General features: G+C 52.5%; 6 protein-coding genes. All 6 read right to left on the minus strand.

The features are described 5' to 3' along the window. Positions 1–99: 99 nt before the first annotated feature. The 6 genes from NYE33_RS28540 to NYE33_RS28565 all read right to left on the minus strand — a co-directional run bounded on the left by NYE33_RS28540 (position 100) and on the right by NYE33_RS28565 (position 14063). Positions 100–1350: a stalk domain-containing protein gene (locus NYE33_RS28540; RefSeq protein WP_042135594.1), complete on the minus strand. Its 1251-nt coding sequence runs from the start codon at positions 1348–1350 to the stop codon at positions 100–102. Positions 1351–1527: 177 nt separating this feature from the next. After that, entirely contained in the window at positions 1528–2487 is a 960-nt protein-coding gene (locus NYE33_RS28545) for a nucleoside hydrolase (RefSeq protein ID WP_076244129.1), read from the minus strand. A gap of 328 nt (positions 2488–2815) precedes the next feature. Next, the gene (locus tag NYE33_RS28550; RefSeq protein WP_341068840.1) at positions 2816–3997 is read right to left on the minus strand and encodes a MalY/PatB family protein; all 1182 of its coding nucleotides are present in this window, start codon (positions 3995–3997) and stop codon (positions 2816–2818) included. A gap of 104 nt (positions 3998–4101) precedes the next feature. After that, positions 4102–4464 carry a LytR/AlgR family response regulator transcription factor gene (locus NYE33_RS28555; RefSeq protein ID WP_336103296.1) on the minus strand — a complete coding sequence of 121 codons (363 nt, stop codon included), beginning with the start codon at positions 4462–4464 and terminating at the stop codon, positions 4102–4104. Positions 4465–4624: 160 nt separating this feature from the next. Next, positions 4625–5314 (minus strand): S1 family peptidase, encoded by a 690-nt coding sequence (locus tag NYE33_RS28560; protein WP_336103297.1) that lies wholly within the window; start codon positions 5312–5314, stop codon positions 4625–4627. 31 nt (positions 5315–5345) lie between these two features. Next, positions 5346–14063: a chitobiase/beta-hexosaminidase C-terminal domain-containing protein gene (locus tag NYE33_RS28565; RefSeq protein ID WP_340946944.1), complete on the minus strand. Its 8718-nt coding sequence runs from the start codon at positions 14061–14063 to the stop codon at positions 5346–5348. Between the last annotated feature and the right edge of the window lie 9 nt (positions 14064–14072).

The following is a 14072-nucleotide window of genomic DNA, read 5'->3' on the forward strand; positions in this document are numbered from 1 at the left end:
CATCAAAAAGACTGCCGCGCGGTCAATATCACCATACGGCAGTCTCTCTTCAGCCAGATTCAAATTTAGCTATCATTGCATGAATACTTGCTGCACATTCTACAATTCTACCGATTCTCCCATTCTGCTGAACACCGGCTGGCCAATGAGACCCAGACGCCAGATGGCAATTCCTTTGAGACCGTAACGTTTGGCCAGGCCAATCTTCGCGTTGACGGAGGAATCATTCTCGCTGAATACTGAAATGCCGAGAATCAGCTTGTCTTTGCTGACCTGCTGCAGGGCCAGCCGGATACCTTCATCCACTTTGTCCATCGGCTCCGGCCCCTTCTCGCCCTCGTAGGCATAGGCCATAATGACCAGATCGTCAGCGAGAGAAGCAAGCGTTTTGTAATCATAACCTTTGTAGGAGCTGTTGAGCGGATGCAGAATCACCGTCAGCTTCAGACTGGCAGCGCGTGCGGCCACGGAGAGATTTTTGACAAAAGCATTATACTGGCTCTGCACAAGCGCCTTATCTCCGGTCAAGCCCAGTCCTTCCAGATCCAGTCCAATGCCCTGGAATCCCTTCTGCGAGGCCAGATCCACGATGCTGGCGATGGTCTGCTGCTGCAGCTGCGGGTCCGCCAGATTCTTGCTCAGTTCCAGAGCTGAGTCACTGGAGTAAACCATCAGATACGGGGCTGTACCTCCCGCTGCTGCATTCTGGACAATGGATTCCGGCGTTACCTCTCCTGCAGCCTCCGGCCACCAGAAATCCTTACCGGTTGTAGTGAATTGACCGGTAGGGTCAATCCGGCTCCAGCCAAAGGCTACCGCATCAAAGCTTGGAATCAGCGACACTTCACTGTAGGCCTTCTGCGCATAGAATCCTAAAGTGTACAGATCCCGCTTGGGCGATGTAATGGATACGGTCTTGGAAGCCTGATTCCAGGAAGCAACCGCTCCAAACTGCTGGCTGAAGAACTTGAGCGGAATCATCGTCGTCCCGCGGATATTCTGCGGCGCTACATCAAGCTTCACTACGGTTCCGTTCACGGATGCATTTTTACTGCCCAGGGTCAGGATAACTTTTGCCGGAGATGCTTCAGCAGCGGACTTCTGCGTCGCGGTAATCTGGCGGGCCGCCTGGTTCCATTCCACCCCAATGCCCAGTGCCTCAGAAATCGCACGGAAAGGTACCATTGTCGTTCCGCTCATGACTACCGGTTCTACCGGAAAGGGCAGCGGATAGCCGTCCAGCAGAATACTGACACCGCCTGGTGCCGCCTGTGCAGCACTTGCAGGGAGTGCCGAGTAGCTACCCAGTGAGATCGCTGCGCATAATACTATTTTAGCCAGATGCTTCATTAATAAGTTCCCCATTCTCTTATAGATAGATTATGAATCTCTCAATCTTACATCCCCTACCATTTTACCAAACCAGGAAATTATAGCAAATTAAGAGATTGTAACTATTGGGAGATTCAATTGTCTGCTATTGAAGTAGGGTAGCTGATGCATAATTCCATTCCACTTACTTCACACTTACATAAACGCGCTCAAAAAGACGCCAACCGCCCGTTCAGCCTCCACATCCACCGCCACTTCGATGAAATGTCCGACCTTCGGCTGCGGCCGCAAATCTGCCACGACCATACCTGAGGTGAACTCTCCCTGATGCTCCACGCGGACCTTCATCCGGCGCGTAGTCACCAGATCCGGCTGCAGCGCAGCCATGAGGGCCAGCGGATCATGCAGCGGCGCACTGTTGATCAGATAATTGGCTTCCCGGTAAAATCTGAAATAGTATTCGAGTGACTCCTCCATGAAGTCTATGATGGACTTGTTCTCTTCGCGCCCATGGCGCTTCAGCAGCTCAAGATGCTCTGAGGTAATCCGTGTCTGCAGTGTAACGTCCAGCCCGATCATCAGCACAGGCAGCCCAGAGGTGAATACACGGTCAGCCGCTTCCGGGTCGCCCCACAGATTAGCTTCGGCCACCGGAGTCACATTGCCCGGCTTAAAGACCGTGCCGCCCATGACCACTACCTTCTTCAGCTTGGAGGTCAACTGCGGGTCCAAATCCAGCGCGAGCGACAGATTGGTCAGCCGTCCGAGCGTTACCAGCACAATCTCACCCGGGTTCTCATCCGCCATCCGCACAATGAACTCCGCCGCTGTCTCCTGCACCGGCACTTGCCGGGAAGGGGGAAGCTGAACGCCGCCAATCCCATTCTCCCCATGCACATGGGTCGAGAAGCCTGTCAGTTCGCGCACCAGTGCCTTGGACGCTCCAAGCGCTACCGGAATGTCGTATCCGGGATCTGCGAGTGCAAGCAGCCGCAAGGTATTATCCGCCGCCTGCTGCACATCAATATTACCAAACACCGTCGTTATCCCCTCAACTACCACTTCCGGTGTGCGGAGGGCATATAGAATAGCCAAAGCATCGTCTATTCCTGTATCACAATCAATAATCATCCGGGTTGTATTGCTGCTACTCATCTCTATCTCTCCCACTCTCTATATATACTTACTCTATCAGCCGTACTGCCCATCTTAACACGGGTCTGCGGTCTGCTCAATAAGCGGTTGTGGTTGAAGCGCATGCCGGGAAGGGGCAGCAAGGGGTGTTCACCGCGAGGTTGGCGGGACACCTTCAATCTTCGCAGACAGCGGTATAACAAGAAATCCGCTACCCCTAAGGGCGCGGATTTCTTGATCGCTGTAAATGTTTTAATATAGCGTCTGATTTATGGTACGCTACCTTTTCGCTGCTTGTAATTGCACAGTATACAACTATATGCCGCAGCTACAAGCATACGTATAAGCTTTATTGCTGAACATAAGGGGCAGCAGCCTGAGTGAACCGCTCCAGCGCTTCGGCAAGAACGGAACGCGGACAGGCCAGATTGATGCGCAGATGGCCTTGGCCTTCCGTTCCGAAGACAGAGCCTTCGTTAAAAGCCACCTTGGCCTCGCGGTACATCAGGTTCTTGAGTCCGTCCGCATCCAGGCCCAGGGCCCGGCAATCGATCCACAGCAGATAGGTAGCTTCGGGTTTCATTGGCTTCACCTGTGGCAAATGCTCTGCGAGGTAGCTGATGGCATACTCCGCATTGCCGCTGATATGCTGCACCAGCTCATCCAGCCATTCTCCGCCTTCATTATAAGCCGCCTCAACCGCCTCCAGCGTGAAGAATGCCGACATATGCAGACTGAGTGCCTTCAGCTTGTACTCGAATTTCCGCTTCAGCTCGGGACTAGAGGTTACGATATACGAGGTTTGCAGGCCCGGCAGATTGAAGGTTTTGGTCGCTGCCAGCGTAGTCAGTGTAATATCCGACAGCTCCGGCGACAGGGACGCAAACGGGATATGCTTGTAGCCCGGCATTGCCATATCGCAATGGATCTCATCCGAGATTACCGTTACACCATACCGCAGGCACAGCTCACCAAGACGCAGCAGCTCCTCCCGCTCCCACACTCTGCCGCCAGGATTATGCGGACTGCACAGCAGCAGCAGCTTGGCGCCGCCGGCCATCAGTTCTTCAAGCTGGATATAATCCATAACATAATGGCCTTCTTCCAGCTTCAGCGGGTTGATCGCCACCTTGCGGTCATTCATCCGGATTACATCATAGAAAGGATAGTAGACCGGCGACTGCAGAATCACCTGATCTCCCGGCTGGCTGAACAGCTCTACGGACAGGCTGAGCGAGGTCACAATTCCCGGAGAATCGGTGATCCATTCCTTCTGAATCTCCCAGTCATGACGGCTGCGGTACCACCCGGCAATCGCCTCCTTGTAGGAGTCACTCGTCACACTATAGCCGTACACCCCTTCCTGTACACGGCGCAGAATCGCTTCCTTCACGGCAGGGGGGCTCTCAAAGTCCATATCCGCGACCCAAAGCGGAAGAATCTCCTTGTCTCCGAACAGCTTCTCGGACTGGTCCCATTTGTATGAGCGGGTATTGCGGCGGTCAATGATACGGTTAAAATCATACTTCAACTAAATCACCCATCCTTTCTGCTTGTCCGTTTATTGTAACATGGAGAGAGACTTCCGGCATCCTGATTCAGTCTGGCGGCTTCGGGCTTACTCCAGCATACGCTTCAGCTTCCCTTACGCAGCCGTTCGAGTGACTGGCCCAGGCGGACCTCCTCCAGCGGCTTCAGCACATAATCCACAATGTCTTGGTCGAAGGCCCATAGGGCATGCTGTTTGCTCTCGGTGACAATCACAATCTGAATATCCGGCAGCTTCTTTTTTACACGTTCGGCTACAACTATTCCCTGCTGGCCGGGCAGTTGAAGATCCAGGAACAGCACATCCGGCTGCAGCAGGACAATTTTGTCCACGACGTTCTCGGGATAGGCCGACATGCCAATTACATTCACTTTACCTGTATGCTGCAGCATGGAAGACAGCTTATAGAGATCCTTCTGGTTCATATCCAGCAGAAATGCCTTGATCACTCGGGTTCCTCCTCCTTCCGGACGGGTGAATTACGCAGTCTATCGGTACAGGTGTCTAAAAAAAGTGCTGTCCCCCGTTTGCTCCAAACGTCAGAGGACAGCCATTGTTATTATTATTTTGCAGCCTTCATTGTTGTCTGAGCTGCTTCTGAAGTGAACTTTACTTGAAGTTTGCCGGCAGCAGGCTGCGCAGATCCTCCATATTTACAACCAGATGAATGTTGTTCATGGTCCGCAGCGAACCGGAGATAATTCCCGCAAGCTGGCCATGTGTATCCAGCAGCGGACCTCCTGACATCCCGCTTGCCACCTGGGCCGAAGTCAGAATCCGGCTTCTTCCATTGATCTCCGCAGCAGGCGTGTTGACAATCCCTTCGGTGATAATCGCTGTATTCTTAAGCGGATAGCCCAGTGCGAATACAGCTTCTCCATGCTTCAGGACGTCCTTACGCAGCGGAAGATAAGCATACGCATTACCCTTCTGCTTCATAGCAGCAGGACTTGGCAATTCAAGAACAGCCACATCCTTAAGCTCATCGAATTTCGTGACTTTGATCGGACTGATAATACTACCATCCGCCATCACCCCTTCCATCCGCTCCGCACCTTTGACCACGTGATACGCCGTTGCTGCTGTTCCTGCCGGAGACAGGATAATTCCTGTCCCCGTGGAACTTGCGGTGCCGTCACTTTTGAGTACCCGCAGATAAAACATGGCTTCATTCGCAATTCCGTAGCTCTGTTCAGCGTTATACACACTTGGTGTGTCGGCGCTGGTAGTGTCTGAATAGAAGAGCACTGCCGAGATCAACGAGAAGATCAGGCTTACGGCAAGCAGTTTTGTTTTCATCCGCCAATCTCCTTCATCAAAGAATTACAAATTATTGCACAACCGACATGATGTCTTTGTAAGCCCAGTGTGTTGCCGGAAGATCCTTGAAGCGTACTGCTGTTACAGCCAGCTTCTTCGTACCGGCAATCCGGTTGATCAGCACTACAGCCTGAGCACGGGTAATCGGTGATCCCGGTTTAAATGTGCCGTCAGGGAAGCCTTGCACATAACCTGCTTTGGACAGGGCATTCACATAATTCTCTGACCAGTGGCCCTTCAGATCCGACTGCTTCGTAATTCCGGTATCTGTAACATCCAGCTTCAGCACTGTAGTCATGATCTTGGAGAACTCGGCTCTCGTCAAGCCCTTCGTTCCGCCGAAGCCGCCGTCCGGATAGCCTTCAATAATGCCTGCCGAAGCGAAGAATCCGGTCAAAGCCTCGTTGCCTGCACTTACATCATTGAACAGGTTTCCTACATTCACGTCTTCCATATCCAGCAGCGGAGCAAGGGATTGGATCAGCTCATATCTGGTAATGGCTGCATTAGGCATAAACAAACCATTCGGATAAGCAGCGATATACTTAATTTCTCCCGCATTGCTCTTCAGGCTGTATTTGGCATTCTCCGCTACATATTCAATGGTAGTCACAGTATCATTTTTATCTGTGATCATTTTGATCGTCATGGTCTTGGTAATCAACAGCTCACCGGTATATTTCGTGCTGTTTACTGTCGGCGTGCTTCCGTCCGTTGTATAGTAGATCGTCTGCCCTTCCGGAGCTGTCAGCTTCAGCTTGCTGTTCTTGGCAATCTTCACTGGAGCTTCACTGTCTCCATTCACCGTCGTAGTACCGGCAATAGCGGTAATCACCGGAACAGGAGTTGGTGTTGGGATCGGGGTCGGCACAACTGCACCGCCACCGCCACCGCCACCGCCGCCGCCACCGCCACCGCTGGAAACTAACAGCGTCCAGGTCCAGGCCGATACCTTGCTGTATTCTTTGCCCGGAACAATGGTGACGGCTTTAACAGTCGTCTTGTCCTTCAGCACAATCGCTTCGCTGTATAACTGAGAAGCTTCCGTAGGATCTGTGCCGTCGAGCGTGTAATAAATTTGGCCGTCCGGCTCCGCTGTTGTCAGCTCTACTTTCACTTCCGTCGAGAAGCTCAGCTCCGCAGGTGTTGCAGTTGGTGCAGCTGCCGAGCCAGGGTATTGCAGTGTAGCCGCATTAACTGTAATGCTTCTGCTCTGTCCTCCGGCTGTTGCCTTCAGCACTGCGCTGCCGCCCTGTTTCAAGCTTCCTGCAGCACCGTTCACATCAGCCCTGGACGGATCAGCACTCCATACCAGTGCTCCGCTGCCGCTCAAGCTGAATGCCGAACCTACACGGTTAATCAGATCCTGCGGGTTCAGTATAACAGCCGCTGAAGCAAGAGTTCCTTCTTCTGTTCCGTCAAAGGCCAGAAGTACCGGATAGAATGTGTTCTGTGCTGTCCAGATTCCGGCATCCAGACCTGCTGGAAGATTCGGGCTGGTAAGCTCTGTGCCAAGCAGCCCCATTGCACTGCTGCTGTTGCCAGCCACTGCTTGGCCATCCAGATTGTAGAAGGCAATATTATTCTTCAGCATTTGTCTGTTGAACAAGGATTGGCTGATGGTTGCATGATCAGACTTCTGTCCGGCAATCCCTCCGAAGAAGGCCTGCAGCGGAAGAATTTTGCCTTTCACTCCAGCTTTCACTTCTCCGGTATTCAGGGAAGAAGTAATCGCTCCGCTCTCCGCCAGACCGACGATACCGCCAGCCCATGCTGTAGACATTCCTTCTGCGTAAATGGCCCCGGCAGAATAGCTGTTCTTGATCTCTCCCGCGTTCAGACCGCTGATCCCTCCGGCTATAGCCTGGGCCGAAGCCACATGGATATCGCCATAGACAATCGACTCAGAAATTGTACCTTCCGCACTGTTCTCACCGGCAATGCCGCCGGTTGCCAGTGTGGCAGTAACATCAATATTGCCTTTGGACACTGCCTGGTGAATCACTCCGGCGTTACGTCCGGCAATTCCGCCTTTACGGCCCTGTCCCGAAAGAGTCACTCCGTCATTAGCAGCCTTCTCAATGAGGCCTAGATTCACACCTGCAGCCCCGCCTGCCGTGGCACTGCCAGCTACAGAACCACTGACGTTAACCTTGCGGATTACTGCACCTGTGTGATTGATCCCTGCAGCAATACCGGAATTTACTGCGCCGGAAATATCCGCTCCGGTAAAGTTAACATTCAGAATCTGGCCATGGTTTTCTTTAATGAATCCGGCCGTCTGCTGCTCAGAGAGTTTCAGTGAAAGTCCGCTAATTGTATGGCCTTGACCGTCAAATACTCCCTTAAAGCTGTCGAATGCGGTCCAAGTGCTTCCGGCAAGATTAATATCCGCCCCAAGCAGGATGGTTGCCAGCTCCGGTTTGTCGTCAGCTGTTCTGTTGAACAGCTTGTAATAATTCAGGCCTGTCTCGTTATAGAACATAACTGCACCCGAGAGCTGCAGCGGAGTCTGAACCGTGATTGTTCCGTCTGTCAGTTCGTTCAGGAAGGAGGTATCATAATCCATAATCCATGTGCCTGAGCTGAGCGGATTAACCGCTGCTGAACTCACGGCGCCAGCTACCGCACCTGCATTGTGGCCTACTGCCTTCAGTCCAGCCGTAAGCGTACCTGTCGTATACGACGAACCGGTAATTTTGCCGTCCCGGAAGTTATAGCCGACCAGTGCGCCTGTAGAGACGTTATTGCCTGCTACATTAACGGAAATCTCCGGAACATTGGCATAGACGCCCGTCAGAGTCCCGTCATTATAACCGGCAAAGCCGCCGTTGTAAGAACGGGTTGAAGACTTCACTCCGACTGTAGAAATCTTGTTCTGCAATGCGTAAGAATTGCTGATGCTGCCGCTTCTCTCCACCGCTGCTGCGAAACCGCCGCTGCGTGTGTCGAAGCCGGTATTGCTGATGTCACCGGAAGCATAAGAGTCCGTAATCGAATAATGATCTACAGAACCCGCGAAGCCGCCGACATAAGAGCCTAATCTGCCGCTGACATTCAGCTTGCCTGCTGCATAGGATTTCTGAATTTGTCCTGCAAGCGTACCATTATCACCCAGAAGTCCGGCAAAACCGCCCGCATAGATGGTATTGTCCTGATTGGTATCGGTGATTTGTACCGGAATATCCGTATGGGTATGCGTAATTTTGATAGTATCCCCCATACCGATTACCCCGCCGGCATGTGTCGCCGGTACAGATTGACCCAGCGTTAACGCTGTGCCAACCGTCAGAGCTTGTCCAGATCCGGCGATCACCTTGCTGTAATGAATCTCGCCGCCTGATCCCCAGCCGACAAGTCCGCCGGCATTATACACTCTGCTGGTATCCGCATGCAGACCGGTCTTCACGATGGTATCTACAATGATACCGCTGCTGTATCCGGCAACTCCGCCTGCATTTACTGTGTTGCCGCCGGTTACATTCAGCCCGGAAGCAACCTCTGAACTATAGATTGAGGCATTGTCGTTCTTGCCTGCCACACCGCCCACATAGAGATCAGCACTATTGTCTGCTCCAGTGACCGTTATCTTGCCGCTTTGAACTTTGGCAATGTAAATGCCGCTGTACAGTGGATAGGCTTTGCCGAAATCATAGCCCCGGTGGATATCATCCGCAGAGACTGTTCCGGCAATCCCGCCGACTGCTGCATCGCCGTTCTTCGCTGCAACCTGAAGATCAGGTGATGCCTCTGCATGGTACAGGATAGAATTCACACTCTCTCCCAGGATACCTCCCGCAGTAATCTCTTCACCTGCGGCCTGCAGAGAAGCATTGAACCGGACATCATGGATCGCCGTATGGACAGCCGATCCGGCAATCCCCCCGATAACAGCCTTCAGGCTGTCACCCGTAGTAGACAGCTTCACGCCTTCAACTGCTGCATGTTCAATGTCAAAGCTGTTTCCCGGATCAATGGACCGGGCCAACATTCCGCCCAGCTTGCCTTCTTTAACGCCTACAACACCACCGGCAGTACCGTTGGCGGTCAACTGCACACCGCTTCCGAAGCCTGTCACTGTGACATTGCTGATGCTGTTTCCGGCATCCGATTGGCCGATGATGCCACCGAGAATCGATCCGAGTCCGCGTGCTTCAAGCGTTCCATCAGCGAAGGTCAGCGTAATATCCTTCGCCTGGCCCGAGGTGAATTGGCCAATGAGTCCGCCGACAGTGGATTCCATCCCCGTAGCCGAAACCCGGTACCGCGAATTCACTTCATGCTCAAGACCTGTTACATCGCCCGTCTGGACTCCGATAAGTCCGCCGACAATCGCATGATCAGCAGCGCTGCCGGTGCTTCCGTCTATATCCTTAATGGTATAAGTCCCGGCTGTGAAATCTGCTGTATTCTCACCGATCAGTCCACCGGCAATGCCGTGGTCAGCAACCGTCTCAATCCGGCTTCCGCCGTCCAGCGTAAGGTGGAGTCCGGTAATACTGCCCGAGTTGCTGCCGATCATCCCCCCGACAATTCCGCCGCTGACCTTCACGCCGCCAAGCAGCTTAAGATCCACATTGTTCACTGTACCCAGGTTCATCCCGGCAAGGACTCCGGTGTACTGGTTGCCCGCAACAGAGAGCGGCTCCAGATTGATATTCTGGACGATCGCCTTCGTACCGATGACTCCGAACAATCCGGAATGAGTGTACACCGGCTGCAAGGTTAAGCCATCGATCAAGTGATTGTTTCCTTCGAAGGTTCCTTCAAAAGGATTGGCTTCCTTGTTGCCGATCGGCACCCACTGCTTGGACTGGATATGGATCGGATTCATGATCGTCACGGTTCTGTCCGTGAAGTCGAATTTGTCGGCTCCGGCAATCGTGCCGTTGACAATTGCTGCCAGACCGGCAAGCTCTGCTTCCGTAGTAATCTGGAAGTTGATAGCATCCTTATCCTTCATGTACCAGTTGATATTGGCATTGACATCATTGCCGATATCACCGCCGGTATTGGCTGCACGGTTTACTTCAGGATATTGGTATACTGCGTTAAACGAGCCATATTTCCATGCGCCTTCAAAGTCCCAGCCTGACAAGCCCGGGAAGACCGTTCTGTCCTTCAGCGTTTCCGAGAGGATCGTAGTCAGCCGCACATGCACATTCAGCCAGCGGTGATTGCCCTCTGCGAAATCAGGCAGGTCAGAGTTGATGTTGAGCGCTTCATCTTTAATGTAATAAGACTTGTAGAGCAGCTCTTTGCTTGCATTGTCATAACGTCCGGCGAAGCCGCCGGCATAAGCGCCCGAACCAGCAGTAACTTCCGCCGCCGAGTATACATTGTTCACTTTACCGTTAGTTATTCTGCCGATGAAACCGCCAACGTAAGAATTGGCTTTGGCAGCTGCTACACTTTTGGCTACATAAGAGTTCTTGATGGTACCGCCGGAGTGTTCCCCGACCAGACCGCCAACATTCGAATATACGCCGTTTGCCGTAACCTTGGAGGAGGTATAAGATTGCTCCACCGTACCGGCTGTGTTTCTGCCGATCAGCCCGCCCAGGTAGACCGAACCGCTTGCTGTTCCAGTTGCATTGCCTGTAACGTCGATATCTACATAGGAGCCGAGAACTGCCCCTGCATTCTCACCAGCCAAGCCGCCAGCCAGTGTGCCTACACCCTCAATGGTCAAGTTGGCATTGGAGTACGTATAGTAGAGAGTTCCTGATGCCGTGTTCACCCCGGCCAAACCGCCGATGATGGAAGAATTGCCTCTGGAGATTACTGTGATTTTATCAGTAATGCTGTTATTGGCAATCAGAGTGCGGTTCTCGCCGACCATCCCGCCCACGATTGAAGTAGGTGAAACAGCGGATACTGTTCCGAGTGTACGCGTATTCTGAATCGTACTAACCGCTGTGGCCGGATTCAATACGGGATCAATTGTCTGGGCATCATTCAAGCCCACAATCCCCCCGATATAAGATGAAACTGCTCCGGCGTTAGCCTTCAGATTCAGAGCACCTATATAACTGTTTGCAATAATTCCTGAAGAACTACCGTGGTTGTACCCTGCCACCCCGCCTGCAGTAGCGCGTGGTGCATTAATCGTCAGATTAACCGTTGTACCTACCAGACGGTCAAGCTTGGAGGCTTCATTGTAGCCGACAATCCCGCCAATATAGGCATCTGTAGCGGCTGGCGCTACCAGAATCAACATGTTTTCCAAATTCACAATTTTGCTGTCACTGTAGATAGCGCTGTTCTCCAGTGTACCCGCCAAGCCGCCGACAGACGGTTTAGCTGCCTGCGCTTGGATGAACGCCTGCGCGTCATCCGCTGCGTTCACCTCCGGATTAGTAATATCCGTAGTTTTCGCAGCCCCAACGATCGCTCCTGCTTTGGATTCCACAGCAGTCAGCGTAATCATCGGGTCATACCCGGGAACATTCAGCACAGCTGACTTCATTCCCGCCCGGTCAGCAGGAGCTGCCGGTCCTTCTGAATGTCCGGCAATCCCGCCGGCTTCAGCACGTACACCATTCGCCTCAATAGACAGCCGGGTAACTGTAGCGTTAACCAGTTGACCGGTATTGAGACCGGTATTACCGCCGAGTACGTTATCCGCACCCGTTGAAGTGATGACTACATTCTCCGCATGATTGAACGGAGCCGCTGCTGCCGAATGGTTCTCACCGAACATTCCGCCAGCTTTTACCGAAGCACCTGTAGCTTTAATTTCAGTACGGCTCGTGTGTCCGTTGAACTGGGCAGCCGAGTTATGCCCTGCGCCGCCGCCGAAGCTGACCTTGTCGGCCTTCAGTTCAACCAGCAAATCCTGTACTTCCGCAGGCACGGCGACAGTGCCGATTACCGCATCCGCAGTAAGCTTACCGGCTGCGCCGCCGATGGTATATCCGCTTTTGCCGGATTCATTCAGGAAGCTGATCCGGGCAGCCTTACCACCCGTCAGAACCAGTGGCTTAGTGTTCACGCCTACAACTCCGCCGAACGTGATGTTATCCTGGCCGTCTGCCGGAGCAGCTACCACAGCTTTCAGAATTAACGTGCTGTAGCTTGCCGAGGAAGCATCTCCGGCAGTTATGTTGTTCATGGTTCCTTGTGCATTACCGGCAATTCCCCCGGCAATCCCGCCTGCAGAAGTTACCTGAAGTGTTGCATATTTAACAGAAGAATCATTCAGGGTACCTTCCAGATAACCGGCGATTCCGCCGATTGTACCATCCGAAGTTATCGCCAGAAGATCGCTTGCGGTTTTGCCTGTTACTGATGATGTAATCGTTCCGCCGGCTTCATACCCTACGATACCGCCGGTGTATACATCCGCTGTCCCTTTTACATTCAATGCACCTGTGGAGGAGGCCTGGCCTATATTCCCGCCGGCATCATAACCGGCAATCCCGCCAGTATAGATTCCTGTTCCTCCGTTAACCGAGACAAGCGCTTTATTCTCAAACACCCCTGCTGCAGCGTTGCTGGTTACCAGTCCGCCTGCAGCATGTCCGACAAATCCGCCAGTGGATACATTTTGTGTACCTGTAGCTGTAATCGGCTGCGTGTTGATGTAAGCATGTGTCCAGGTGAATTTGCTGCCGGTGTATCCGGCAATTCCTCCTGTGTATACATTCTTGCCGCCGTTATTCACTACCGGTGCGGAATTTACAAACGTAATCCCAACCTCCGGACTGACCACCGTACCCGTTGCTCCTACAAGCGCTCCGGCTGCCGAGCCTTCTGCCGCAGGTGCATTAACCGTAACTACACCCTTATTGGTAGTCATGTTAGAGAATACTACGGTATTGTCCACTTTACCGGCAATTCCGCCTGCCACAACCCGGTTTCCGCCGGCGATGGTGACAGAAGCATTATTGATGATCGGAGTATCTTCATCATTCAGACTAAGCGGTCCTGTAGTATGACCAGCAATCCCGCCTGTGGTGAGAACGGCACTGTCAGTACCTTGTGCGAGAATTGCTGCATTATTGACCACTTTTTTGATGATGATGCCTCTGGATGTGCCGTAGCCTAGGATCCCGCCGATATCAGCTGAACCTTGCGCCGTAATGGTTCCGTTGTTGATAGAGTTAGAGATCATACCTTCGCCCATTCCGACAATTCCGCCCGTGAAGGAGCGGTACGGAGAAGCGTGAGTGCTGATACTGATATTGTTGGTAATATCGAAAACGATGCTGCTGCCGCTCATTTTACCTACTGCAGAGCCTGCATATACATCATAGGTTACACCGGTAACAGTGATGGAGCCAGACCCTTCAAAAGTCAGACCGCCGACTGTCCCGCCCTCCATATTTCCTACCAGACCCTGATAGGACAAATTTGTAACGACATTCATATTGGAGATTTTCTTGATTAGACCACCCTCAGTGATCAGAGTACCCTTGAATGGATGTTCGGCTGTACCAATGGGAATCCATTGATAGTTTTTGAGATCCATGTCTCGCGTAATTTCAAGAATTTTGCCTTGCAGACCATTCCCAGTGCCTTCATTAACCAGCTTGGCAACACCCGCAAGCTTATCCTCACTATCAATTTTGAAGGTATCATTGGTAGATATATACCATTCGGTCTTTGCCATGCTGTCCCAGGTCTGCGGATCAGCCTTAGCCATGATTCCGCCGGCAACTGCCGCAACGACAACCACTGCCAGCGCTATTAAATACCCTATAATTGATTTCCGCTTCAAAGCCATTTTGACACC

Origin of the sequence: Paenibacillus sp. FSL R10-2199, assembly GCF_038000235.1 — a bacterium.
In the GTDB taxonomy this organism is placed as follows: domain Bacteria; phylum Bacillota; class Bacilli; order Paenibacillales; family Paenibacillaceae; genus Paenibacillus_AQ; species Paenibacillus_AQ phytohabitans.

Coding starts and splice junctions, on each gene's coding strand:
- NYE33_RS28540 (WP_042135594.1), bottom strand. CDS start 1,350: ATGAAGCATCTGGCTAAAATAGTATTATGCGCAGCGATCTCACTGGGT.
- NYE33_RS28545 (WP_076244129.1), bottom strand. CDS start 2,487: ATGAGTAGCAGCAATACAACCCGGATGATTATTGATTGTGATACAGGA.
- NYE33_RS28560 (WP_336103297.1), bottom strand. CDS start 5,314: ATGAAAACAAAACTGCTTGCCGTAAGCCTGATCTTCTCGTTGATCTCG.
- NYE33_RS28565 (WP_340946944.1), bottom strand. CDS start 14,063: ATGGCTTTGAAGCGGAAATCAATTATAGGGTATTTAATAGCGCTGGCA.